The 24,586-nt window shown below is 76.0% G+C and carries 22 protein-coding genes; 12 read left to right on the top strand and 10 right to left on the bottom strand.

What is annotated here, in order from left to right; all coding sequences use genetic code 11:
* Positions 1-208 precede the first annotated feature (208 nt).
* Positions 209-2,098, top strand: a complete 1,890-nt coding sequence (locus tag FBY24_RS05570; protein ID WP_142158789.1) for a DUF2075 domain-containing protein — start codon at positions 209-211, stop codon at positions 2,096-2,098.
* Positions 2,099-2,182: 84 nt separating this feature from the next.
* On the opposite strand, the gene FBY24_RS05565 is transcribed toward FBY24_RS05570, so the two are convergent.
* Positions 2,183-2,620, bottom strand: coding sequence for a helix-turn-helix domain-containing protein (locus FBY24_RS05565; protein ID WP_174243468.1), 438 nt, complete (start codon positions 2,618-2,620; stop codon positions 2,183-2,185).
* A gap of 181 nt (positions 2,621-2,801) precedes the next feature.
* Between FBY24_RS05565 and FBY24_RS05560 the strand changes: the two genes are divergently transcribed.
* Positions 2,802-4,079, top strand: coding sequence for a hypothetical protein (locus tag FBY24_RS05560; RefSeq protein ID WP_142158788.1), 1,278 nt, complete (start codon positions 2,802-2,804; stop codon positions 4,077-4,079).
* A 2-nt stretch (positions 4,080-4,081) separates the two neighbouring features.
* Here FBY24_RS05560 and FBY24_RS05555 read toward each other — a convergent pair whose 3' ends face one another.
* From FBY24_RS05555 to FBY24_RS05545, 3 genes are all read right to left on the bottom strand, one after another.
* The gene (locus FBY24_RS05555; RefSeq protein WP_142158786.1) at positions 4,082-4,753 is read right to left on the bottom strand and encodes a hypothetical protein; all 672 of its coding nucleotides are present in this window, start codon (positions 4,751-4,753) and stop codon (positions 4,082-4,084) included.
* A 154-nt stretch (positions 4,754-4,907) separates the two neighbouring features.
* Entirely contained in the window at positions 4,908-5,792 is an 885-nt protein-coding gene (locus tag FBY24_RS05550) for a type IV toxin-antitoxin system AbiEi family antitoxin (protein ID WP_160158439.1), read from the bottom strand.
* 237 nt (positions 5,793-6,029) lie between these two features.
* The gene (locus tag FBY24_RS05545; protein WP_142158782.1) at positions 6,030-7,259 is read right to left on the bottom strand and encodes a hypothetical protein; all 1,230 of its coding nucleotides are present in this window, start codon (positions 7,257-7,259) and stop codon (positions 6,030-6,032) included.
* Positions 7,260-7,431: 172 nt separating this feature from the next.
* On the opposite strand from FBY24_RS05545, the gene FBY24_RS05540 reads away from it, so the two are divergent.
* From FBY24_RS05540 to FBY24_RS05525, 4 genes are all read left to right on the top strand, one after another.
* Entirely contained in the window at positions 7,432-7,773 is a 342-nt protein-coding gene (locus tag FBY24_RS05540) for a hypothetical protein (protein WP_140459316.1), read from the top strand.
* Positions 7,774-7,852: 79 nt separating this feature from the next.
* Positions 7,853-8,947: a DUF1266 domain-containing protein gene (locus FBY24_RS05535; protein ID WP_142158780.1), complete on the top strand. Its 1,095-nt coding sequence runs from the start codon at positions 7,853-7,855 to the stop codon at positions 8,945-8,947.
* 151 nt (positions 8,948-9,098) lie between these two features.
* Positions 9,099-9,926 carry a hypothetical protein gene (locus FBY24_RS05530; protein WP_142158778.1) on the top strand — a complete coding sequence of 276 codons (828 nt, stop codon included), beginning with the start codon at positions 9,099-9,101 and terminating at the stop codon, positions 9,924-9,926.
* Positions 9,923-10,843: a hypothetical protein gene (locus FBY24_RS05525; protein WP_142158776.1), complete on the top strand. Its 921-nt coding sequence runs from the start codon at positions 9,923-9,925 to the stop codon at positions 10,841-10,843. The genes FBY24_RS05530 and FBY24_RS05525 overlap by 4 nt, the downstream gene beginning before the upstream one ends.
* Positions 10,844-10,849: 6 nt before the next feature.
* On the opposite strand, the gene FBY24_RS05520 is transcribed toward FBY24_RS05525, so the two are convergent.
* Complete coding sequence (locus tag FBY24_RS05520; protein ID WP_142158775.1) at positions 10,850-11,548, bottom strand: nuclease-related domain-containing protein; 699 nt, start codon at positions 11,546-11,548, stop codon at positions 10,850-10,852.
* Positions 11,549-11,842: 294 nt separating this feature from the next.
* Here FBY24_RS05520 and FBY24_RS05515 point away from each other — a divergent pair, with 294 nt between their 5' ends.
* On the top strand, positions 11,843-13,414 hold the full coding sequence (locus FBY24_RS05515; RefSeq protein WP_142158773.1) for an MATE family efflux transporter: 1,572 nt from the start codon (positions 11,843-11,845) through the stop codon (positions 13,412-13,414).
* Between the two features lie 197 nt (positions 13,415-13,611).
* A complete protein-coding gene (locus FBY24_RS05510; RefSeq protein WP_142158771.1) occupies positions 13,612-14,940 on the top strand; it encodes an FxLYD domain-containing protein in 1,329 nt (442 codons plus the stop codon).
* Positions 14,941-15,031: 91 nt separating this feature from the next.
* Here the strand turns inward: FBY24_RS05510 and FBY24_RS05505 are convergent, their stop codons facing one another.
* Both FBY24_RS05505 and FBY24_RS05500 read right to left on the bottom strand, forming a co-directional pair.
* Positions 15,032-15,823, bottom strand: a complete 792-nt coding sequence (locus FBY24_RS05505; protein ID WP_142158769.1) for an ABC transporter permease — start codon at positions 15,821-15,823, stop codon at positions 15,032-15,034.
* Positions 15,820-16,812 carry an ABC transporter ATP-binding protein gene (locus tag FBY24_RS05500; protein ID WP_142158767.1) on the bottom strand — a complete coding sequence of 331 codons (993 nt, stop codon included), beginning with the start codon at positions 16,810-16,812 and terminating at the stop codon, positions 15,820-15,822. Before FBY24_RS05500 ends, FBY24_RS05505 begins: the two co-directional genes overlap by 4 nt.
* Before the next feature lie 132 nt (positions 16,813-16,944).
* Between FBY24_RS05500 and FBY24_RS05495 the strand changes: the two genes are divergently transcribed.
* Positions 16,945-17,748: a TetR/AcrR family transcriptional regulator gene (locus FBY24_RS05495; protein WP_142158765.1), complete on the top strand. Its 804-nt coding sequence runs from the start codon at positions 16,945-16,947 to the stop codon at positions 17,746-17,748.
* A gap of 47 nt (positions 17,749-17,795) precedes the next feature.
* Here the strand turns inward: FBY24_RS05495 and FBY24_RS05490 are convergent, their stop codons facing one another.
* Complete coding sequence (locus FBY24_RS05490; protein WP_255432241.1) at positions 17,796-18,686, bottom strand: DUF1524 domain-containing protein; 891 nt, start codon at positions 18,684-18,686, stop codon at positions 17,796-17,798.
* Positions 18,687-18,750: 64 nt separating this feature from the next.
* Positions 18,751-19,575 (bottom strand): hypothetical protein, encoded by an 825-nt coding sequence (locus tag FBY24_RS05485; RefSeq protein ID WP_142158763.1) that lies wholly within the window; start codon positions 19,573-19,575, stop codon positions 18,751-18,753.
* A gap of 222 nt (positions 19,576-19,797) precedes the next feature.
* On the opposite strand from FBY24_RS05485, the gene FBY24_RS05480 reads away from it, so the two are divergent.
* Positions 19,798-21,123: an MFS transporter gene (locus FBY24_RS05480; protein WP_142158761.1), complete on the top strand. Its 1,326-nt coding sequence runs from the start codon at positions 19,798-19,800 to the stop codon at positions 21,121-21,123.
* A gap of 142 nt (positions 21,124-21,265) precedes the next feature.
* Positions 21,266-23,362, top strand: a complete 2,097-nt coding sequence (locus FBY24_RS05475) for a UvrD-helicase domain-containing protein (RefSeq protein WP_142158759.1) — start codon at positions 21,266-21,268, stop codon at positions 23,360-23,362.
* Between the two features lie 66 nt (positions 23,363-23,428).
* Here FBY24_RS05475 and FBY24_RS05470 read toward each other — a convergent pair whose 3' ends face one another.
* Positions 23,429-23,713 carry a helix-turn-helix domain-containing protein gene (locus FBY24_RS05470; RefSeq protein WP_142158757.1) on the bottom strand — a complete coding sequence of 95 codons (285 nt, stop codon included), beginning with the start codon at positions 23,711-23,713 and terminating at the stop codon, positions 23,429-23,431.
* 93 nt (positions 23,714-23,806) lie between these two features.
* On the opposite strand from FBY24_RS05470, the gene map reads away from it, so the two are divergent.
* Complete coding sequence (gene map, locus FBY24_RS05465; protein WP_142158755.1) at positions 23,807-24,580, top strand: type I methionyl aminopeptidase; 774 nt, start codon at positions 23,807-23,809, stop codon at positions 24,578-24,580.
* The last annotated feature ends 6 nt before the right edge of the window (positions 24,581-24,586 follow it).

Raw genomic sequence — 24,586 nt, 5'->3', positions numbered from 1 at the left:
GGTCTTCGGGGGAGGGGCCGCCGGGTGAATTCCGGCGGCCTGCGGGACAGTCCGCGATCCGGCCGAAGTGCCCCTTTCCGCAGGTCAGTGATCAGCGTCCGTCGCGGCGGTAACCTTCCTAGGTCAGCGGATCGACGGACTTCGGCGGCTTGCCCAGCGTCGACATGTCCCCCCGCACGTTCATTCGTGCTGCCTGGGGGACGTCCACGTGCATGCGCTTCGTCGCAGCGCCGCCGAGCTTGTCGCGCAGACGGACGCAAGTCCGTCGATCATCGAGGAAGCGCTCGCCCAGTTCCTGCGGTCTGAAGGCGTCGGGCGGACCGGAGAAGGCGAGAGGCGGTCGTGGCGTGCCTCGATCCCCCTGATCGCCAACGACCTGCGGGAGGCAGGTCTCGGTGCGGTACATGTCCTCCTCGAGACGCGGCTGCCGCTCACGAGCAAGCGAACTGACGTCGTCCTCGCCGGCGTGCACCCCCGTACCGGTCGGCACTCCTATGTCGTCCTCGAGCTGAAGCAGTGGTCCTCTGCGATGCGGTGGGAGGACAGCGACACGCTGGTCGACGTGCCCGGTGCCCCGTACCGCCCGGCCCTGCACCCGGCGCTTCAGGTCGACGGGTACGTCGACTACCTCCGCGACTTCGTCCGGGTCCTGGCGGACGACGACGAGGCGATCCGCGGCGCCGCATACCTGCACAACGCATCCGAGGACTCGGTGCGCGATCTGCGGCGTGTGCAGGCGGGCGCGAGGTCGCCCGTCTTCACGGGGCAGAGGAGGTCGGACCTCCACGAGTGGCTGCGGTCCCGACTCGCGCCCGACTCCGGGGTCCGCGCCGCCGACGACCTGCTCGGGTCGCGGGTGGCGCCGTCACGCCAGCTGATGTCGGTCGCGGCGCGCGAGGTGCGGGAGCGTGAGCAGTTCGTCCTGCTCGACGAGCAGCGTGTCGCCTTCGAGAGGGTGCTGGCGGAGGTTCAGCGCGCGCGCGACTCCGACCGCAAGACGGCCGTGGTCATCTCCGGGGGGCCTGGCAGTGGCAAGAGCGTCATTGCCCTGTCGCTGCTGGGCGAGCTGGCGCGCTCGGGGCACACCGTGATGCATGCGACGGGATCGCGGTCGTTCACGCAGACCTTGCGCCAGATCGCGGGCAAGGGCTCCTCGCGGACGAAGAACCTGTTCGCCTACTTCAACAGCTTCATGACCGCCGACAAGAACGGCCTGGACGTCCTTGTGCTCGACGAGGCGCACAGGCTCCGCATCACCTCCGTAAACCGGTACACACGCAAGGAGGTGCGCGCCACGGCGCGCCCCCAGGTCGACGAGCTCTTCGACGCTGCCCGCGTCCCGGTGTTCCTGCTCGACCAGTTCCAGGTGGTGCGTCCGGGCGAGATGGGCTCGGTGGCGGAGATCGAGGCTCATGCACGGGTTCGAGACATCCCCGTCGTGAAGATCGACCTCGAGGGCCAGTATCGATCGGGTGGCAGCGAGGCTTACCTGGACTGGGTCGTGCGTCTCCTCGGACTTGACGGTGCAGGCCCGGTGGTCTGGCGGGACGAGGACGCCTTCACGGTGGAGGTCGTCGACTCGCCCGAGGAACTCGAGCAGCGGCTGCTGCGGGAGCTTGGTGCAGGTCTCAACTCGCGCATGACTGCCGGGTACTGCTGGCCATGGAGCGATCCCCGCCCCGATGGCACCCTCGTCGACGACGTCGTGATCGGAGAGTGGAAGCGACCTTGGAACCTGCGGGGTGACCGCGCGGTGGGAGGAGCGCCGCCATCGGCGCTCTGGGCGACGGGGGACGGCGGCTTCGGCCAGGTCGGGTGCGTCTACACCGCACAGGGTTTCGAGTACTCGTGGAACGGCGTGATCCTCGGCCCCGACCTGGTGTGGCGGGATGACCGCTGGGTCGCGCAGCGCGACCACAACCGCGACCCGGACTTCAGGTCACGCAAGGCGGTCGACGACGCCACCTTCGACCGCTTGGTGCGCCACGTCTACAAGGTGCTCCTGACGCGCGGCATGGTCGGAACCGTCATCTACTCCGTCGACGATGAGACACGGGCATACCTGAGGAGTCTCGTCAACGCGGCACCGTTGGACTGAAGCGTCGATGAGGGCTGAGGCCCTGCACGATGTCCACCGCGTGCCCCTGGGTCGCCGGGCAGAGCGCCTTTCGGGTGCCGTAGATCACTCGTCGTCGTCGCCCTCGAGCTTGAGGAGTGCGGCGAAGGCGGCGCGCTCGCGCTCGCGGCGGGCGCGGAGGGCGGCGTGGACGTCGCCGGTGCGCAGGCGGGTGTGAGTGCCGACCTTGTGCGCCGGGAGGGTGCCGTCCTTGACCATCTTCATGAGGGTCGGCCGGGAGATGCCGAGCATCGCTGCGGCGGTGGACGTGGTGACCTCGCTCGGGACCGCCGAGACGGTGATGGTCGATCCGGACGCGATCGCTTCCAGCACCTGCTGGATCAGCCGGCCGACCTCGGGCGGGACGGGGTGGGGGGCGACGTCGTCGCGCCCGACGGAAAGGTAGCCGGCGGGGCCGGTGAGCGTGCCGAGCACGTCGCGCGCGAGGTCGACCTCGCGCGCGTCGGCGAAGAGACGGGTGGTGGAGTCGACCGAGGTCGCCATGATCACTCCAGTGACGCGGGCTGGTGTTCAGATGCAACCGCAAGACCGTTGCACTCACAACTGCAATGACCAGAAGGGTGACCGCGGCCCCATCCAACACAGTCCTCATCGCGTCGGCGTCCGCGGGTGAAACGCCGTCGATCTGCGGGGGATCCGGCGGTGCGTCCAGCACCATGCCTAGGTGGCGATCAACTTCACGCTCGCACCGGTGCGGGACGTCGACGCGGACGTCGACCCCATGGGGCGGACGTGGACGGGCTGGGACCCAGCGCGCTCGGCCGCCGAGCTGTGGGAGGCGAACCGGGGGATCTGGCCGCTGAGCGACGCGCAGCTCGCGGGGCAGCGGTTCGCGACGCTGTCGTTCGAGGGGTGCGTGCAGGTGGTGGCGTGCCTCGACGGGGCGCAGGTGCACGTGGCGGGGACGTCGCCGATGAAGGCGCTGACGGGGCAGGTGCTGGCGGCGGACCACCCGGTGGCGCTGGCGCTGCTGGGGGCGGCGGTGCCGGCGGGCGACGACGCGGTCGCGGTGCTGGACACGTCCGAGGCGGAGCGGGCCGCGGTGGCCCCGGCGCCCCCGTCGCCGCGGGCTGCGGGGCGCCCGGTGCGGGCGGGGTTCCTGCTGACGTACGACCCGGACCGGTGGGAGTGGTCGGAGGGCGGGGTGCTCGCGGCGGCGGAGGCGACGGCGCACGGCCGGCTGTACAAGGCGCAGTGGTCGACGGGCAGCCGCTCGGCGGGGATCGCCCCGGGGGACCGGGCGTTCCTGCTGCGGCAGGGCGCGGGGCCGCGGGGCGTGGTGGCGAGCGGGGTGTTCCGCTCGGCGGTGGCCGTGCTGCCCGTCGGGGACGGCGCCGGGGTGCGGTACCACGCGCTCGTGGACTGGGACACGGTGCTGGGCGCGGAGGACGTGCTGCCGCTCGACGTGCTGCGGACGCGGGTGCCGGCGGGGGTGTGGACGCCGATGGAGAGCGGGCTGCAGATCAGCCCGGACGCGCTCGTGGGCCTGGAGGCGCTGTGGGCGGAGCACCGCACGTCGGCGGTGGTGGCCGACCGGGTGCGGGCGGGCCGCGGGCGTGAGCCGGCGCCCGCGCGGCGCCGGGCCGTCGAGGACGCCGCGTGGGAGCGGCTCGTGCAGCACTTCGTGGCCGACGGGTGGCAGGTCGAGGACACGCGCACCACCCAGCCGTACGACGCCGTGGCCACCCGCGGCCAGCAGACCCGCTACCTGACGGCCACCGGCACGCAGACCGCCGCCGACCACGTGCTGGTCACCGACGAGGAGGTCGAGCACGCCCGCGCCCACCCGGACGCGTGCGTGCTCGGCGTCCTCGCGGGCGTGGTGCTCGACGAGGCGGGCGCCGCCGTCCCCGGCACGGGCCACCTGCGCGTGCTCCCGTGGGACCCGGACGCGGGCACCCTGACCCCCACGACGTACGGGTACACGTTGCCGAGCCCGTGACGTCAGGCTCGGACCTGCGCATCGAAGGCAGTCAGGCACGCGTCGGCGGCCGCCGCGACGTCCTGCCGGATGAGCAGCGGATCTGTCGTCTCGCCGTCGAGCCGGCGTTGCTCGGCGTAGGAGAGAAGGTCGCTGCCGTCGACGTCGAGGAGGCGTGCCAGGGCCCCGCGGAACGTCGCCGCGAAGTCGTGCGAGCGGTCCGCGGGCAGGGCCTTCCGCGCGGCCGTGCCGGCTGCCGTCGGACCGCCGGGGTTGTGGAGGACGACGAACGCCAGGTCGTAGGCGTCCTTGGGTGCCCGTCTCCCGACCACCGCCGACGCCTTGGCGAGGAGGTAGCCGCCGAGACCCGCGTAGCGGACCTGGATGGTCGCGTCGTCGACGACGCCGATGCGCAGCGGCCGCTCGGTCGCGTCGCCGAGCGCCGCCGCCGGTCCGGGCAGGTTCATCGCCGTCACGACCCGGGTGCCGGGCAGGGCGAGCTCCTGGCCCGCGCTGTCCAGCACGTCGCAGAGCACGTCCAGGTGGACGTCGACGTCGTCCTGACGGATGGTCCAGCGCCACGCCCGACCCTGGCCCGACGGGGCGAAGCCCGCCGCGACGAGGGCGCGTTCCAGCCAGCCGAAGTCCTGCTCGTCCCGGTCGTAGACGGGAGCGAGATCGAGGGCGAGGTCCACGTCGACCGTGCCTTGGTGGGGGGCATCCTCCACGGGTGCCAGGAGCGGGGGGTGAGGCCGCCGACGATCGTGAAGTCGCTGCGGCGTCCGTCGATCTGCGCCAGCAGGAGCCCGAGCGCCCGTTCTGCCTGCGCGCGTGAGCGGGAGGTGCGCATCAGAAACCGATCCGACGGTCGCGGAGCTCGGTCGCGGCTTCCTCGCCGCGGACGCCGGTGCGGAGCAGGTCGGCGTACACGCGGACGTCCGGGACGAGGGGAGGGGCGGACCCGTCGCGGTCGACGAGCCGGAGGACGTACGGGTCCGCGCGCAGGACGCGCACCCGTCCCCCGGCGTCGACCGGTCGTAGCCGGGCGGCGTCGAGGAGGTCGTCGAGGTGCTCGTCGTAGGCGTCCGGGGCCAGGTAGATGTCCACGATGGTGACACGCGAGAGGAAGGGGGCGCGGTGTGCGGCGGCGGCCTCACCGGTGACGGCCCACCGACCGGCGGGCCACTGTGCTTCGAGGCCCTGGATCCACGCGTCGACGTCCGGCATGAGCGTGTGTGCGAGGGTCGACGTGCGTCGACGGGTCGTGCACCACGCGGCCCACGCGCTCAGCATGGCGCCGGGATCAGTGATGTGGCGCACCGCTCCCGGGCCCCGCGCCGCACCGGACCTGCGGCACCACCCTTCGGCGTCGAACCCCTGCAGGGCGCGGGTGACGACCGGTGGCGTGGTGCCGATCCTGCGGGCGAGCGACGACCCGGCGTCGACGGGGGAGTCCGTCCCGATGCGCACGGCGTCGCCCAGCACGAGCTCGGCGACCGCCCCGGACGCATCCGTCCACCGCACACCCTCCGGTGCAGACCTCCCGACCGGCGGGGGTGCGTCGACCGCGACCGTGAGTGGCCCGGCGGCGACGCGGGCGTTGCCGGCCTCGTCGACCCAGCTGAGTCGGTGCTCGTCGAGCAGTGTGCGGGCGCCGGGCGACGCGCGACGCGCGACGAGAACGGCGACGTCTCCTGCGGGGACGTCGCCGAGGAGGGGGAGTGTGCGTCGCACGTCCTGCGGGTACCCGGCTCCCGCGCCGACCGGGAAGAGCCGGACCAGTGAGCCGTCAGGTGCCCGTACCTCGACGCGGCCTGCTGCTTCGGTCACGGAGGCGCGGGACCCGAGCGTCCGCTCGAGCAGTCGGCGCACCGTGACGACATGGCGCTTGTTGTCAGGGAGCACGTTATTAACCGTACTAGTTAATGAGGTGATGCACAGCACTCTGCGTCCGAAGGGCTCATGTGCGTGCTAGCGAGACGTCGGGTCGAGCTGGGTGATGAGGGCGTTGTAGTCGTCGACCATCGCGGTGACGCGGGTCTCCTCGGCGGCGAGCTCCGCCTCGGCCGCCGCGAGCGGCGCCGCGCGCGCGGCCAGGTCGGCGTCGTCGCGGGCGAGCAGCGCGCGGGCGGCGGCGAGCGTCGTCGCGGCCGGGGCCATGGGCAGCTCGGTGCCGTCGTGCCACGTCCACGAGAGCAGCACGCGCTCGCGCTGCGCGGGCGCGAGGGCCGCGACCTCGGCGTCCTTGGCGTCGAGGAGCTCGCGGTACGCCTGGACGGTCGCGGTGTCGGCGGCGTGCTGCGCGCGGGTCTGCGCGTCGGCGGTGTACCGCTGCTCGAACGACTCCTGCGCGGCCGTGATCTCGGCCTCGAGGTCGTCGAGCCGTCCCGTCCAGGCGGTGTGCACCCCGACGAGCGCGGCCCGGTCCGCGACGAACCGGGCGTAGATCCGCTCCAGCTGCGGGTCGAGCCCGCCGTCGCGCCACACCTGCGTGCCCAGGTACGCGAAGTGCTCGGTGGCCGTCGCCTCGGGGTGGTCGCCGACGGACCCGGCGATCTGCTCGTGCACCGGGTCGGCGGGGTCGAGGGCCGCGACCTCCACGGCCAGCAGCGCGGTCGCGACGGCCTGCTCGTCGCGGGTCAGCGTGTCCCACGCCGCGTGCAGCACCTCGTGCGCGACGGTCTCGACGACCGAGCCGTGCAGCCGCTCGTCGTCCGGGCGGTAGACGACGATGCTGCCGTCGTCGGGCCAGTAGCACCCGACCGTGCCGTCGGCCCGGGGCGTCGCGGACGCTCCGAGCCAGCCCCGGTCGTCGCACCGGCCGGCGAAGTCCGCGGCGCCGAGCAGCTCGGCCCGGGACAGGTACAGCAGGTCACGGCCCGCGTCGGTGAGGAACGCCTCGTCGCCGAGGGCCACCAGCGCGGGCGTCGGGGCCGGGATCCGCGGGGCGTTGATGCCCCGCACCGTCACGCCCGCGGCGGTCAGCACCCCCGGGGCGAGGGTGACACCGACGACGCCGACGAGCGCGACGACGACCACGGCGATCATGGCCCGCGCGGCCGCACCGAGCCCGTCCCGGCGCTGCGGTGGTGGTGGCGCGCTCCAGCCGACCGGCACGGCCTGCCCGGTGGCCTCGTCGCGCACCCACTGCGGCACCCGGCCCGTCGGGGACCGCGGAAGGTCGTCGCTCGGCACGCTCACCCGTTCTCGATCGTCCCGCCAGGCCCCGTGCTTGAGGCCCGTCCACGTTCGCACACGTGCGCCGCACCACGGGCCCGCCGCGGCCCGCCACGCCGCACGACGGCGACGAAAGGTGTTGGCCGCCCGCCCCGCCCGGGCGCACCCTGGAGGTCCGCCCATGAAGGAGGCGACCATGCCCGCTCCGAGCACCACCCGCACCCGCACGATCCTCGTCACCGAGCCCGAGCGCCGGCAGGCCGCCGCCGTGCTCGCGGCCGGTGGGACGGGCGTCGTGGACCGCTGGGTCGCGCACGACGGCGGCGTGGCCGTGCCTCTGCCGGCGATGCTCGGCGCGCTGCTCACGCAGGTGCTCGCGTCCGTCGCGGCGGGCGAGACCTTCTCCGTCGGCACCCTGCACGGCGACGTCCCGCGCGACCTGGCGGCCGACGTCGTCGAGCTGCACACCGCCCGCACCCGCCGCGACCGCACCGTCGACGCCGCCCTGCGCGCCCTGACGGACCCGCCCGCGGACTGACCGGACGCCCGGCCCGGACGACCGCGGTCGTGCCGGCCGCCCGGACCGGCCCGTGACGTGCGGTGACTACGATCGCCGCGTGCTGCTGCAGAACCACCCCGGGGACCGTGCCTTCCCCGTGGGCGTGCACCCGGGCAGCGGACGGCGCGTGCGCGAGGCCCGCCGCGGCACCCCCGCCGACCGGGCGCGCACGCTCGGCGCCGTCGTCGTCGCGGTGCTGCTCGTGCTCGCGGTGCTGGTCGCCGAGCCGTGGGTGCTGCCGCTCGTCGCGCCCGACGGGCTCGCCGACCCCGGGTTCCTGCTCGCCGCGCTCGTGCTCGTGGCGCTGCTCGCGGCGGCGGTGCGCACGGTCGTCGGCGTCGCGGACTGGGCGCTGCCGCGGCGCGAGCAGCAGCACTACCTGCGCGCCGGCCGGGTCCCGCCCCTGACGCTGCGCCAGCAGCAGCTGCTGGCCCTCGACGCGCTCGCGGACTACCAGATCGGCGCCTGGAACCACTCGCTGGAGCACTGGCCGTGCGAGGTGCGCCTGGCCGGGCGCGTGCCCGTGCCGCCCCGCGGCCGTGGTCCGTACCTGACGCTGCCGCTGCACCGCACGGCGGCCCTGCGCGGCGCCATGGACCGCGACCACAAGGTCGCCGGCACGGACGCCGCGCTCGACGCCCTGGGCCGGGCGTTCCTCGACCGCAGCGTCAGCCTGCCGTTCGTCGACGCCCTCGGCGGGCCCAGCCGGGACGAGGTGCTCACGCGGGTCAGCGCGCTGACCGGGCTGACGCGTGATGAGGTCGCGGCCCGGGGCGTGCCGGCCGACCCGGACGCGCCGGCCCGCCTGCTGTGGGCCAAGGACGTCATGCTCACCGTGGCGTTCGCGCGGCTCGCGTGGATGGCCGGGTACCTCACGGAGGACCAGGCGTGGTCCCACGTGGAGCGTGCCGGCGACGTCGCGTTCACGCTGTTCTCGTCATGGCAGGAGTACTGGGACGAGGTGCGCCTGGGCCACGCGTTCACGGAGGACTCCCTGGGTGCGGTGCAGGCGTTCGACGCGGTGCTGGCGGACTACCGGTCCTCGCGCTGGCCGTCGAAGGCCCTGCCGTGGCCGGCGCCCGGCGACGTCGACGCCCTGCCCGACAGCGTGCGGCTCATGCGGGTGACCGCCCCGGGCGAGCGGACTCCCTGAGGCCGCCCCTGCCCGACCAGGTCGCCCGTCCTTGTCGCGTGGTCGTCGTCGAGGCGTGACGATGGGCCGCGACGGACGCGACGCAGGGGGGGGCGACGTGCGACCGAGGGCGACGACGAGAGCACGGCACCGGGTGGTCGCGTGCGCGACCGTGGTGGCGGTCGTGCTCCTCGGCGGCGGGCCGGCGACGGCGGTTCCGCCCCGGGCGGCAGGTGCCGACGTCGTGTGCTCCGCCGGCGCACCACCCCCGCCGGCCGTCGCCGGCGACCTCCTGCTCGGTGCCGGGTGCGAGGCGGTCGGCACCCGGGTGGACGGCGACGTGCGTGTGGCCCCCGACGTGGGGTGGGCCGCGCTGCAGGACGTCGTGGTCGGCGGGTCCGTGCACCTGGGGCGCGGCACCGACGTCTCGGTGGTGGGGGCGCAGGTCGGGGCCGACGTCACGCTCGACGCCCCCGGCAACGCCTACCTGGAGCGCGTCGTGCTCGACGGCGAGCTGCGCGGGACGGTGGGGCGCGCGCTGTGGGTCGTGCGGTCGGTCGTGCACGGGCCGGTGCGGCTCGACGCCCCGACGCGCGCACCGTCGGCCGACCTGTGGCTGCGGGGGTCGTGGTTCGGCGGCTGGGTCTCCCTGGTGGGCGGGCAGCCGCGGCTCCTCGGGTCGACCCTCGCGCAGGGGACGACCCTCACCCGCCCGGTGCTCGCGGAGGTGTGCGGCACCCGCACGGGCGCGTCCGTCCTCGTCCAGCGGGCCCAGGGGCCGGTCCGGCTGGGCGGCCCGGTGCACCTGGGCCGGTGCGTGCCCGGTCCGGCGCAGACCCCCGCCACGGTCGGCGGCTCGGTGCGGCTGCGGGAGAACGCGGCACCGGTCACGGTCGCCGACCTGGTCGTCGCGGGCGACCTGGGGTGCGAGGGCTCCGCACCGCCGCCCACGGTGGTGCGCACCGTCGTGCAGGGCACCCGGTCGGGGCAGTGCGCATGAGCGCGCGGGGCGCCCGTCGCGCGGCGGGCGTCGCCCTGGCCCTGCTGCTCGTCGCGGCGGGGCAGGGTGCCGCGTCGGCCGCGCCCACGCAGGTCTGCGAGCAGGGCGTCGCCCCGGTCTCGCCCGCGCCGGGCGACGTGGTGGTCGCGCAGGGGTGCGTCGCGCCCGGGCTGGTCGTGCGCGGCGACGTGCACGTGCTCACCGGCGTCGAGGACGTCACGCTCACCCGGCTGCGGGTCGACGGCGACGTGCACGTGGCGCCGTCCGTCAGCTGGTTGCAGCTCGAGGACGCGCACGTCGGCGGCGACGTCGTCCTGGCCCGCAGCGGCCTGGTGGTGCTGCGGCACGTCGAGGTCGTCGGCGACCTGCGGATGGACGGCGCCGGCACGGTCGCGGTGGAGGACTCGACGGTGCGCGGCGACGTGGAGGGCCGGATCGGCGCGTTCGGGGTCTGGCGCTCGCGCCTCTTCGGGGCGGTCGACGTGCGGGGGACCGACGGCGAGCACATCGCCGGCGCCCACCTGCGGGGCACGTGGGTCGGCGGCTGGGTGCAGGTGCGCGACGCGCGGCCGTCGTTCGTCGCGTCGACGTTCGCCGCCGGCGTGCGGCTGGTCGACGTGCGTGGGGGCGAGGTGTGCGCGTCCGCGGTGGGGACGGACCTCGAGGTCCGGGGTGCGCGCGGCGGGCCGGAGGCCCTGCGGCTGGGCGGGCGGGCGCTGGACGGGCGGTGCGCGCCGGGGTCGACGGTGAACCCGGTACGGGTCGCCGGGACCGTCCGCGTGCTGGACGGCACGGGACCGGCGGTGGTGCTGGACGCGCTGCGGGTCGCGGACGACCTGGTGTGCACGGGCAACGACCGCGCACCGGCGCTCGGCGACGTGGTGGTCTCCGGCGTGCGTGCCGGCCAGTGCGCGTGACCCCGGTCAGTCCGTCGGGTCGCCGGGCAGGTCGGCGCCCTCGCCGGGCTCCGTGCCCAGCGACCACCAGGGGCGGCGTCCGCCCGACGACGACGCGGTGCGGACCACGCGCAGGGCGTCGCGCACGCCGAACGGGGACAGGCGCGGCGGCAGCACGTGCAGCAGCTCGGGCAGGCGGTGGGCGGAGACGACGGGCACGCCGTTGATGACGACGGGCATCGGGCCGGTGGAGGCGCACAGCACGGCGCGGACGGCGGACCGGTGCCGGGGCGGCAGGGTCGCGGTGATCGCGGCGGCGGCCTGCGCGACGCGCTCGACGGCGGCGGACCTCCCGTAGCCGCTCTCGCGCAGCAGGCGGGAGGTCATGGCGCCGTGCCGTGACGCCACGACGACGATGCCCGCGGGGCCCACGGCCACGTGGTCGATGACGGCGTGGGGGCGGTCGGGCCACGTGAGGTCGTGCAGCATCGTCCAGCCGTCGTCGGCGAGGGTGTCGAGGATCTCGGCCACGAGCTGGGACGCGTCGTCGTCCGGCGCGCCGCCGGGGGTGGGGAGGGTGGCGGCGGGGCGGGGGTCGCCCGTCGACGTGGACGGTGCGGGGGCCGACGTGGTGAGGGGACCGGCCGGTGCGCCGGCCTCGTGCTCCGGGGTGCGGGCGTGCCGGGGTGCGCGCCCGTCGGTGCCGTCCGTCTCCCTCATCACCATGCCTCGGGGATCGGCCGACGACCCCGGCGTCTGGAGGATCGGGGCCGGGTGATCACACGCGTGCGGCGCGCACGTCACCCGTCCGAGCCCGGCCGCCCCGCCGGGGCCTGCGCCGCGACCCGCGGAGCGTCCGGCGCGACGGGCTGGGTGTGACGCACTGGGCATCCACCGACCGGCGGAAAGGACTTCACTCCGCCCTGTGTCGTATCGATACGATCGAGGGCAGCCGCGACCGGCACGACCGGCCACCGCGACACCCCCAGCCCCGTCCCTCCGATTCCGGAGACCCCCGTCATGCCCAAGGTCCTCACCGCCGGTCGCCCCTGGCACGTCATCCTGCTCTTCGCCGTCCCCCTGCTGGTCGGCAACGTCGTCCAGCAGCTCTACCACGTCGCCGACGCGATCGTCGTGGGCCGCGTCCTCGGCGTCGACGCCCTCGCGGCGGTCGGCGCGACGGGGTCCCTGCTGTTCCTGCTCCTCGGCTTCGCGTGGGGCATGACCTCGGGCTTCGCCATCCCGACGGCGCAGGCCTTCGGCGCGGGCGACCTCGACGGGGTCCGCCGCTCGGTGGCCGCGGGCACCATGCTCACGGCCGCGACGAGCGTCGTGCTGACCGTGGCCGCGCCGCTGCTCGCCGGGCCCGCGCTGCGCGCGCTGCAGACCCCGGCTGAGCTGCTGCCGATGGCCACGACGTTCGCGGTGGTCAGCTTCCTCGGCGCCAGCGCGATCATGTTCTTCAACTACCTGTCGGCGGTCGTCCGTGCGATCGGGGACTCCCGCACGCCGCTGATCTTCCTCACGCTCGCGTGCGTGCTCAACGTCGTCCTCGTCGTGGTCGCCGTGCCGTGGCTCGGCATGGGCGTGGCCGGGGCGGCGCTCGCGACGATCGTCTCCCAGGCGGTCTCCGTGGTGCTGTGCCTGGAGTACGTGCGCCGGCGCGTGCCCGTGCTGCACGTGCGGCGCGGCGACTGGCGGGCCGCGCGCGCCGACCTGGGCCGCCACCTGCACCTGGGCCTGCCGATGGGGTTCCAGGCGTCGATCATCGCGATCGGCACGCTGGCCGTGCAGGTGCGGCTCAACGAGCTCGGCTCCGACGCCGTCGCCGCGTACACCACGGCGGCGCGCGTGGACGGGCTGGCGGTCGCGCTGCTCGCGTCCCTCGGGCTGGCGGTGTCGATGTTCGTCGCGCAGAACCACGGCGGCGGGCGCCCGGACCGGATCCGCGCCGGTGTCGTGCAGGCGTCGTGGATCGCGGTCGGCGGCTCGGTGCTGCTCGGGGCCGTGCTCGTCGCCGCCGGTGCACCCATCGTCTCGGCGTTCGTGGGCCCGGGCGAGGAGCGGGTGGTCGGCATGGCCGCGCACTTCCTGCTCGTCAACGGCGCGCTCTACGTGGTGCTCGGCGTGCTGTTCGTGCTGCGCGGCGCCCTGCAGGGGCTCGGGCACACGGTGGTGCCGACCGCGACGGGCGTGGTCGAGCTGGTGTGCCGCGTCGGCGCCGCCGTCGTGCTCGGTGCCGCGTACGGCTACGACGGCGTGGTGTGGGGCAACCCGCTGGCGTGGATCGGCGCCGTCGTGCTGCTCGTGCCCGCGTACGTGCGGGCGCAGAAGAGGCTCGACCTCGCGCCCGTCACCGGCGGGGACACCCCGGAGACGTTCGTCCTCGAGGGCCCCGCGCAGGGCTCGGCCGTGCTCGACACGGTGGTGCCCGACGTCGACGCGGTGCGCGCCGACCCCGGGGCGACGCCGTGGGACGACGACCCGGCCGACCCGCGCTGGGACGTGCCCGCGCGGGACGGGCAGGGTGTGCCCGCGCAGCGGTGCGCCGACCCCGAGGAGCGGCTCTCGCGCGACCGCACGACGGGCTGAGCGCGTCACGCGGTGACGTGACGAGGCTCGGAAGCTGGACGCACGTTCGGGTGATCGGGCGGCGTGTCGACCCCGACACGCCGCCCGGGGCCGGGTGGTGCTGTGGACGGCGGCGGTGCCGGGGCGTCGGCGGCTGGCACCCTGTGCGGGCCGTCGGCACGTCGACCGCGGCACCCCCAGCGCGAGGAGCCCTGTCCGTGAGCACCCCTGAGCCGGGCTCGCCCGAGCAGCCCCCGGCCCCGGCGGTCCCGCCGCCGCCCCCGGGGACCCCGGACGACGGCCCTGCCGCACCCCCGCCCTTCGGCACCCCGGGCCTGTGCTCGATGCCGTCGCCGTACGGCCCGCCCGCCGCCGCCCCCGCACCGCAGCCCGAGCCTGTCGTCGCGCCGTCGGCCCCCGTGCCGCCGCCCGGCCCCGCGGCGCCTGCCACGCCCCCCACCCCGCCCGGCGGGTTCCTGCCCCCGGCCGTCGCCGGGGTCCCGCCCGTCCCGGCCCCGTACGGCACCCCGACCCCCGGCGCGCCCTCGGCTCCGTACGGCGCGCCGACCGCGGGCCCCTACGCCGCGCCGCCGCCCGGGTACGCCGGTGCGCCGGCCCCGCGGTCCGGCCCGCGCGCCGGGCTGGCGATCACCGCGCTGGTCCTTGCGGTGCTCGGGCTGCTGCCGTCGTGGATCCCGTTCCTGCAGTACGTGGGTGCGCTGCTGGCCCTCGTGGCGCTCGCCGTCGGCATCCCCGCGCTCGTCGGCGCCGTGCGCGGCACCCGCGGAGGCAAGGGCGTCGCGGTCGCCGCGGTCGCGGTCTCGCTGGTCGCGCTGCTCGTGGTCGGCGTGACGCACGTGGCCTACGCCGGGATCCGCCAGGACTTCGTCGACGGCTTCACCCAGGGCTGGTCGGGCGCCGGCTCCGACGTCGACCCGTACGACTACCCCGCGCTGACGGACCCGACGCCGGACGGGCCGCCCGCCGAGCCGGTCGAGGTCGTCGAGGTCGCGTTCGGCCAGGAGGTCTACGACGAGACGTCGTGGTGGTACGCGGTCGTGATCGACAACCCGAACCCGGAGCACTCGTTCCCGTACTCGGTGCTCGAGATCCAGGCGCTCGCCGCCGACGGCACCGTGCTGGCCACCGACGACGCGTACTCGTCGGCGTCGTCGGGCGTGTCGGCGCTGACCGGCGTCATCTACGAGGTCGGGGACACCCCGGTGGACCGCGTCGAGGTCGTGCTGCCCGACGTCGCCGAGGCCCGGTACGCGACCGACCTGCCCGCCGTCTCGACGTCGGACCTCGCGGCGACCTCGGACGACTACTCCACGACCGTGACCGGCGCGGTGACCGCGACGGGTGTCGACCCCGAGATGGTCTACGTGCAGGTCGTCGTCCTCGCCCGGGACACGGACGGCACCGTCGTGGGCGCGGCCCGCGGGTGGGTCGACGAGCTCGCGGCGGACGGCACGGGCACGTTCGACGCGACGTTCTACGAGGTCATGGAGGCGGGCACGACGTACGAGGCGTACGGGAGCGCCTGACCGGGCGCCACCCGGGTGCGGGACGCGTCGTGCGTCCCGCACCCGGGGTGCCGGCGGTGCGGCCGTCGCTGCCTGACGCCCCTACGGGCCGTCAGGCGCGGCGGCGCAGGGCCAGGGTCGCGCCCGTCACGGAGGCCGCGCACCACACGAGGAGCACGACCAGGGACCGGCCCGGCATCGTGAACTCCTCGGGCGCGAGGCCGGCGCGCACGAGCTGGGCCATCGGCTCGATCGGCAGCCACCGGTGGGCCTGCGCCAGCCAGTCGGGCATGCGCTCGGCCGGGTAGGACACGGGCGAGAACAGCAGCACGACGAACACCAGCGCCTGCGTGAGCAGCTGCGCCAGGGCCGGCGCCAGCAGCGACGCCATGGCGTACCCCACCGCGGCGGCGGTCAGGGAGACGAGCACGGACGCGGGGACGACCCACCACGCGGGCGTCAGGGTCAGGTCGAACCGCAGGGCGCCGGTGACGACGCCCAGGACCATGCCGGGCAGCGCGAGCAGCGTCCACACGGTGAGGTCTGCGACGAGGAACGCGCTGCGCGGCACGGGCAGGGTGCGCATCCAGTCGAGGCTGCCCTCCACCCGCGCCTGCGACAGCAGCTGCGGGGTCACGACGAGCCCGATGGTCACGAGCGTGATGGTCGGCGCGCCGGTGGCCAGGTAGAGGGCCGTGCGCGGGTCGGGGTCGCCGACGAGCAGCCCGTACCCGATGACGGTGGTGACGGCGAGGAACACCTGCACGACGACCATGAGGGGCAGGAACTGGGCCTGCCGGCGCAGCTGCCACTGCACGAGCAGGCCGGTCTGCTGCACCGCGTCCCACCCCGGGCGGTGCGTGGCGGTGCGCGGGGGTGCGGCGGTGGGCGTCAGGGTGCTCATGCGGCGTCCTCCTGCGGTGCGGGGCGCGACGGGTCGGCAGGGTCGTGGTGGTCGGCGCGGCGCTCGTCGCCGACGAGCGCGACGTAGACGTCCTCGAGCGACGCGGGCGTCAGGGCGTACCGCTCGAGCCGCCCGGCGTCGACCTCGGCCTGCGCCCACGCCACGACGTCGGCGGCGCGGGCCGCGGGCACGGTGCCGGCCTCCCGCAGGCGGCCGGTGCTGGTGACCCGGACGGCGGGGTGCCAGGTCAGCACGGTGCCGGGCGCGACGTCGACCTCGACGGTCAGCGACCCGCGCAGCGACGCGGTGAGGCCGGCGGGGGTGTCGGAGGCGAGGACGACGCCGCGGTCGAGGATCGCGAGGTGGTCGACGACCCGTTCGGCCTCGCGGACGTTGTGCGTGACCAGCAGGACGCCGTGCCCGGCGTCGGCCAGGCCCCGGATCTGCTGCCACAGCAGGCGCCGGCGCACGGGGTCGACGTCGTTGGTGGGCTCGTCGAGGACCACCAGCCGGCCGGGCTGCACGGCGGTCATGGCGAAGGCGGTCAGGCGCGCGATGCCGCCGGAGACCTTCTCCGCCGGGGTGTCCGCCCAGGGGCCCAGGTCGAGGGCGTCGAGCAGCTCCTCGGTCCGGCGGCGCACGGTGGCGCGGTCGCCGCGTCGGATCCGCCCGACCAGCTCGATCGCGCGCCGGGGGGTCAGGCCGGTGATCGGCACGTTGGCCTGGGCCTGCACGGTCGCGGCGCGGCGCGCGAGGTCGGGGCGGGCCACGGCGTCGACGCCGTCGAGCGTGATGCTGCCGGAGTCGGGCCGCACGATGCCCACCACCTGGTGCACGAGCGTGGACTTGCCGGCGCCGTTGTGGCCTAGCAGCCCGACGACCTGCCCCGCGGCGACGTCGAGGTCGATGCCGTCGTTGGCCTGCACGCCCTGCCGCCCCCGGTACCGCTTGCGCAGCCCGCGGACGGTGAGCACGTCGTCCGTGCCCATGTCCCACCTCCTGGAAGTTCCGACCGGTACGCGATCGACCGTAGTCCTGCATACCGGTAGGTATCAAGAGGGATGTTCCGATCGGTACGGGGTCGGGTACCGGGCGGTATGGGCCTCGGCTAGGCTCGGCGCATGGCCCGCGACACCGACGAGTCCCTCAGCGCCGCGACCCGGGCGCTCGCGGACGCGACCGCCCAGCTCACCCGGCTGCTCGGCGAGCAGGCCCGCCAGGTCGTCCCCGAGGTCTCCGAGACCATCGCCGCGAGCCTGCGCGAGGCGTCCCGCGGGCTCGCCGAGGCGTCCGAGGGCGTCACGCGCGCCACCGGCGGCCCGCGCGCCGACGAGCGCCGCCGCGCGAAGGTCGAGCGGACCCGCGCCGACCTGCTGGCGGCCGCCGCCCGCGTCATCGCCGAGAAGGGGTACGAGGGCGCGTCCGTCGGCGACATCGCCGCCGCCGCCGGGTACACCAAGGGCGCCCTGTACGCGCACTTCGCCTCCAAGGAGGAGGTGTTCCTCGCCCTGGCCCGCGAGCAGCTCGACCTGAGCATCGACGCCCCCGACGCCACCATCCCGGGGGTGAGCGTCGACGGCGTCGACCAGGACGCCGTCACCGACTGGCTCTGCGGCACCCAGGACGACCCCCGCGTCCTGCTCTCCCTGGAGTTCCTCGCCTACGGCCTGCGCCACCCCGACGCGTCGAGCGACCTCGCCGAGCTGCACGTGCGCTCGCACGAGGTGCTCGCCGACCAGGTCGCCGAGGTCCGCCGCGCCCGGCAGGGCGCCGCCGCCGAGCCCGGCACCACGCAGGACGACTACGACACCGCGCTCGCCGTGATCTCCGTGCTCAACGTCGCCGCCCTCGAGGGGCGTCTGACCCGGTCCGAGCGGCTCTCCCCGCGCGCCGCCGCGCGCGTCATCGCCCGTCTCCTGGGCTGAACGCCGGTCGCGGCAGGGTGGTCCCCGCCGCGACCGGGCCGGCCGGGCTACTCGCAGGCGGTGCCGTCGCCGTCGCCGTCCATCTCGGCCCGGTAGCCGGGCTCGCCCTCGTGCAGCGGCGCCGCTCCTGCCGCACGGGCGTCGGCGCACGTCGCGTAGTGCACGTCGTCCTCCGCCGGCGCGGCGTCCGCGTCCGCACCCTCCGGCCACCACGACGCGTCCGACGTCGGCAGCGGCTCGTCCGGGCACGTGCTCAGCACCTCGACCATCGCGTCCTGCTCGGCGGCCGTCACCCACACGTCGTAGGTCTGCTTCACCGCGACCTGCCGCGCCACGTACCCGCAGCGGGCCGCGCGGTTGGGCGGCAGCCACGTCGCCGTGTCGCCCGAGCCCTTGGCGTTGTTCAGCGGCCCGTCGACGGCGACCAGGTTCATCGGGTCGTTGCCGAACGCCTCCCGCGTCGCCTCGTCCCACTGCTGGGCGCCCTTCTGCCACGCGTCCGCCAGCGCGACGACGTGGTCGATCTGCACCGCGCTCGACGTGTCCTGCCCCCGCGTGAAGGCGATCTCCTCGCCGGAGTACGGGTCCTGCAGGGTGCCCGAGGCGACCACGCAGTCCCGGGTGCCGGCCTTGTACGTCACGTCGTCGAGGTCGCGCGCGAGGACGTCGTTGCGGGCGTCGCAGCCGTTCTCGTCGACGTCGACCGAGCCGTACGAGAACAGCTCGCGGTCGTACCCCGTCATGGGGGCGCGGCCCTTGACGGTGAGGTCCCGGGCCGCAGCGAGCGCGCTGCCGGCGGCACCGGTGGGGTCCGACCCGGTGCTCGTGGCGCCCAGCGCCGGGTCGCAGGCGGCCAGGCCGAGCACGGCGAGGACGACGACGAGCGTGCGCGCCGCGGGGGAGGGGCGGACGGGTGACGGTGCGGAGGGGGAGGTCACAGGCACGAAGTATCCGCGCTGGGACCCGCGCGCGGGGGCGGACGACCGCGCGGGAGCCCGGGGGTCAGCCGGCCAGACCGGCCAGCGGGGCCATGAGCGCGGCCGCCACCGTCAGCGTGCCGGCGACGCCCAGCACCACCGGGAGGGGGCCGCGGCGCTCCTGCCGCCACGCCAGCCGCTCGGTCCGCGCACGGTGGCGGGCCAGCCGCCAGCGCCGCCACGGGCCCGGCACCGCGAACGCCGCGGTCGTCACGACGTCGGGCACCTGCGCGCCCTGGCGGGTGGCGAGCAGGGCCGCGAGGCCCTCGACCTCGGCCGCGGTGAGCCGGCCGGGCAGCGCCAGCAGGTGGTCGGCGAGCTGCGCGCGGTGCACGACCGGCGTGCCGGCGGCGTCCGCGGCGGTGCCGCCCGGCAGGGCCGGGTCGGTGAGGTGCTCGGTGCGGCACACGAGGGCACGCACGGCGGTGCGGTGCGCGGGCGCGAGCACGGCGCTGATCGCACCCGCCGCGGCTGCTGCGCGCTCGCGCACGTCCGGGGTGCGGGCACGGCCGGTCCGGCGGAACGCGCGGCGCGGGGGCGTGGCGGGGCCGTCGACCTCGAGGACGACGACACCGCCGGGGCCGACCAGCACGCGGTCGAGCAGGCCGAGCGGACGCCCGGGCCAGGCGACGCCGGTGACCGTGAGCCACCCGTCGGCGCGCAGCCCGGCGAGGACGGCGTCGACACCGCGCTCGTCGTCCATGCGGGCCGACCAGATGCGCCGCTCCGTCTCGCCGCGACGCACCACGGAGGCGTCGACGACCGCGCCCGACTCCAGCGCGTGCCGACGCGCGGCCTCCCGTGCCCGGTCCTGGACCGGGTGCATCGCCGTGAACCACTGCTCGGTCATGGCACCTCCCGGTCGTGCCATCGGCCGCGGGGGCCCGGGCGTGAGCGGTCGCGCCCGAGACGCGCGTCACCGGGCCCGCGCGCCACGTGTCCGGCACGTGACGGGCCGACCTGGTCAGGGGTCCGGCACGTAACGAGACCTGCGAACCCCTCCCGCACGGGCGCCGCCGCCCGTAGCCTCCGCAGGGCACCCGTCCCGCGCGCACCAGGGGGTTCTCCCGCGATGACCGACGCCAGCACGACCACCACGACGTCCGGGGTCGCGACCGTGCGCGCCCGCGTGGCCGTCGGCGCCTCGTACGCGGCGCAGGGCTTCGGGTACGCGACGGTCGTCACCGCGCTGCCCGGGCTCAAGCTGCGCACCGGCATCGACGACGCGACGATCTCGCTGGTCCTGCTGATGGGCGCGCTGCTCGCGGCCGCGGGCTCGGTGCTGGCGGAGCGGATCGCGACCCGACGGGCCAGCCGGCTCGCGCTCGTGGCGGGGCTGCTCGCCCAGGCCGTCGGCCTCGGCCTGGTCACCACCGCGACGTCCGTGCCGCCGCTGGTCGCCGCGTTCACGGTGTTCTCGCTCGGGCTCGGCATGGTCGACGCGGCGGGCAACATGCAGGGCGTCGCGCTCCAGCGGGCCGTCGGGCGGTCGATCATGTCGACGCTGTTCGCGTGCCTGACCGCGGCGGCGATCACCGCCGCGCTCACGCAGTCCGGGCTGACGCGGCTCGGCACCGAGCGCGGGGCGATCACGGCCCTGCTCGTCGCCGCCGCGGTGGCCGCGGGCGTCGCGCTCGCCGCCCGCACGTCGCTGCTCACGACCGCCCAGACCACGCCCGTCGCCGCGGCGGAGGCGACGTCCGACGCCGCAGCGCCCGGCGCCGCCGGTGCACCTGCCCCGCCCCCGCTGCCGCGCGCCGGTATCTGGCTGTTCGGCGCCATGGTCGCCATCGCCTTCGTCGCGGACTCCGCCGTGTCCAGCTGGAGCACCGTCTACCTGCACGACACGCTCGTGGCCCCCGGGGCGGTCGCGCCCCTCGGGTACGCGGCCTACCAGGCCGCGGTCCTCGTGACCCGCCTGCTCGGCGACCCGCTGGTGCGCCGCGTCGGCCGCGCCGCCGTGGTCGCGGCGTGCGCGAGCGTCGGCGTCGTGGGCCTGCTGCTCGTGGCCCTCGTGCCCAGCCCGACGGTCGCGGTGGTCGGGTTCGCGCTCACCGGCGTCGGCACCGGCTCGCTCGTGCCGCTCGCGTTCTCCGCCGCCGGCGAGCTCGCGCCCGAGCGCCTCGACCAGGTCGTCGCACGCATCAACCTGTTCAACTACGTCGGCGCCACGCTCGGCGCGGTCGTCCTGGGACTGCTGTCCGAGACGACGGGCCTCGGTCCCGCGTTCCTCGTGCCCGCGCTGCTCATGGTCCCCGCGGTCGTCGCCGCACCCCGGTTCGGCGGGGTCCCCGGCCCGCTCGGCCGTCGCGGGCGCGCCGCCGCGGCGGCGGAGGACGCCGCGCCGCCCAGCACGCCGTCCGTCGCGCCCCACGTCGACCCGCCGGCCGGCCCCTGACCTGACCGGGTCCTGACCGGCCCCCGACAGGCCTCCGACCGGCCGCTGACCGACGCCGCCCGTGGCGTCGCGCGCAGCGCCACGGCGCGAGCGCTCACAGGTCACCCGCCCCGGCCGATGGGTGGCGCGGGAGGACCACCACATGCCCGCAGGGGACAGCACAGCACCGGACGCCACCGCCGTGGACGCCCGGCCCGTCGACGCGCCCGGGAGCGACGTGCCCGGCACCGGCGGGCCCGGGCCGCAGGCGCCGCCCGCGCGCTCCACCGACCGCCGCAGCCGTGCCGCGGCTGCCGTGCAGGCCTGGGCCGGCGCGGCCGCCCAGCAGCGGCTGCTGGGCGTCGTGGCACCGCTCGCCGCCCGCGGCCACCACGTCGTGCCCGACGCGCCCGGCGGCTCGCGCCGCGCACGGCCCGCCGTGACCGTCGTCGGGCCCGCAGGCGTCCACGTCGTCGCCACGACCACCTGGCCGGTCGGCGACGAGGGGGTCACGCCCGACGTCACCGACGAGCTGTTCTCGCTGGCCGACCGCGCCTACCGCACCGAGGCCGAGCTGGCGGAGCTGGGTCTCGCGCCCGGCGAGGTCCAGGCGCTCGCGGTCGTCGTGGGGCGCGAGGGCGTCGACGAGCGCGTCGGCCCCGTCCGCGTGGTCGGCGAGCGCGACGTGGTCCGCGTCGTCGAGTCGCGGGGCCGCCGGCTGACGGCCGCCCAGACCACCGCCCTGCGGGACCACCTGCTGGCCACCACCGCCCGTCCGGGCGGCGACCCGGCGCTGCCCGCCCCGCGTCCCGAGCCGGCGGCGGAGGTCGTGGTCCCCGCGCCCCCGGCGGCGCCGGTGACGGGTGCCGCAGCCGCCGTGCCCGAGGTGGTCGACGTCGAGCCGTGGATGACCTGGCTCGACCCCGCGCAGGCGCACGCGGTGCGCCGCTCGTGCAACGGTCCGTCGCGGATCCGCGGCGCCGTGGGCACCGGCAAGACGGTCGTGGCGCTGCACCGCGCCGCGTACCTGGCGCGCGCCCGGCAGGGGGCGGTCCTGCTGACCACGTACACGCGCACGCTCCCCGCGACGCTGCGCCCCCTGCTGGCCCGGCTGGCGCCCGACGTCGCCGACGCGGTCGAGGTCGCGGGCGTGCACGAGGTCGCCGCGCGCGTGCTGGCCGAGCGTGGCGTCGCGTGCCGCATCGACGCGTCCCTCATCACCGCCGCGTGGACCACCGCCTGGGGGCAGGTCGGCGCGGGCAGCGTCATCGACGACGAGGACCACGACCAGGTCTACTGGCACGACGAGGTCACGCACGTCATCAAGGGCCGCGGGCTGACGCGGTTCGAGCAGTACGCGATGCTGCCGCGCCGTGGCCGGCGCCACCAGCTCGACGGACCGGCCCGCCGCGTGGTGTGGGACCTGCACGAGGCCTACGCGCGCGGTCTGGCGGACCGGGGCGTGCACGACCTCGCGGACCAGGTGGCGCTCGCGCAGGCCGAGCTCGCGGCCCGCCCGGAGCCGGGCCGGTACGCCGCCGTCGTGGTCGACGAGGTGCAGGACCTGTCGACCGTCGCGCTGCGCCTGCTGCACGGGCTCGTGGGCGACGCGCCGGACGGGCTGACGCTGGTCGGCGACGGGCAGCAGACCGTGTACCCGGGCGGGTTCGCCCTCGACGAGGCGGGCATCGACGTCGGCGCCCGCACCACCGTGCTCGACGTGCACCACCGCAGCACCGCGCAGGTGCTGCAGCTGGCGTCGACGCTGGTCGCGGGGGAGACCTTCCCGGACGTCGACGGCACCGAGCAGACCGGCGACACGTGCGCACCGGTGCAGCGGCAGGGACCGTCGCCGGTGTGGGTGCGCTGCGCGAACGAGGTGGACCGCACCGCGCGCCTGGTCCGGCACGTGCAGGAGCTCGTGACGGCGGGCGTGCCGCTCGGGCAGGTCGGCGTGCTGGCGCTCTCGCGCGCCGGTGCCGACCACGCCGTGCAGCACCTGCGCCGCGCGGGTCTGCACGTGGTGCGGCTGGAGCAGCACGACGGGTCGGACGTCGACGCCGTGCGCGTCGGGGCGGTCAAGCACGCCAAGGGCCTGGAGCTCGCGCACGTCCTGCTCGCCGACGTCGCCGCCGAGTGGCTGGACCGGAGCTCGGGCGGGCTGGACGACGTGGCGCGCGAGCGCCGTGAGCACCGTCGCCGCGAGCTCTACGTCGCGATGACCCGCGCCCGCGACGGCCTGTGGGTGGCGACCGTCTGATCGCCGCGCCGTTCGCTGCCCAGCGCGTCAGAGCGAGCGGCGGTCCAGCTCGTCGATGAGGCGGGTCTAGGAGGCCAGGGGTTCGCGGGTGCGGTCCGTGGCGGTGTCGGGGGCGGTGATCTGCGCCCAGACCGCGTCGAGGGACAGGCCCAGGGCGCCGGCGATCGCGGCGACGGTGGGGAACGCGGGGGTCGCGACGCGGCCCGACTCGATCTTGCGGAGCGTCTCGGGGGAGACGCCGGCGTCGAGCGCGACGTCGAGCATGGAGCGGGTGCCGCGGGCCTCGCGGAGCAGGGCGCCCAGGCGCTGCCCGCGGGCGACGTCGGCGGGGGTGAGCGGCAGCCGGACCATGCCCCGAGCGTAGTCCCGGGATTCTGATACCGGGATAGTCTTACCGGGATCGACGTCGTCCCCGACGAGCCGCACCACCGAGAAGGTCGCCCCGTGATCGAGATCCTCACCCCCACCGAGCTCGACCGCGCCCGCGTCAGCGGCGCCCTCGTCGGCGACATCCTGCAGACCCTGAGGGACCGCACCACCGTCGGCACCGACCTGCTCGAGATCGACCGGTGGGCCCGCGAGCTGATCGCCGACGCCGGCGCGCAGTCCTGCTACGTCGACTACGCGCCGTCGTTCGGCCGCGGCCCCTTCGGCCACCACGTCTGCACGTCCGTCAACGACGGGGTGCTGCACGGCCTGCCGCACCGCTACCGGCTCGCCGACGGCGACCTGCTGACCCTCGACATCGCCGTGCTCCAGGACGGCATCGCCGCGGACTCCGCGATCAGCTTCGTCGTCGGCGAGACCCGCCCGCCGCAGAGCCTCGCGCTGATCGAGGCGACCGAGCGGGCGCTGGCGGCGGGGATCGCCGCCGCGGGGCCCGGGGTGCGCCTCGGGGACGTCTCGCACGCCATCGGCACGGTGCTCACCGCGGCGGGGTACCCGGTCAACACCGAGTTCGGCGGGCACGGCATCGGCTCGACCATGCACCAGGACCCGCACGTGCCCAACACCGGCCGCCCCGGCCGCGGGTACCGCCTGCGCCCGGGCCTGCTGCTGGCGCTCGAGCCGTGGGTCATGGCCGACACCGACGAGCTCGTCACCGACGACGACGGCTGGACGCTGCGCAGCGCGACCGGCTGCCGCACCGCGCACAGCGAGCACACCGTCGCGATCACCGAGGACGGCGTCGAGGTCCTCACCAGCCCGTCCGCCTGAGCGGCG

Source organism: Cellulomonas sp. SLBN-39 (assembly GCF_006715865.1).
Classification (GTDB): Bacteria; Actinomycetota; Actinomycetes; order Actinomycetales; family Cellulomonadaceae; genus Cellulomonas.
The sequence above is the reverse complement of the archived record's forward strand: the minus strand, read 5'-3'. Positions and strand labels throughout refer to the sequence as shown.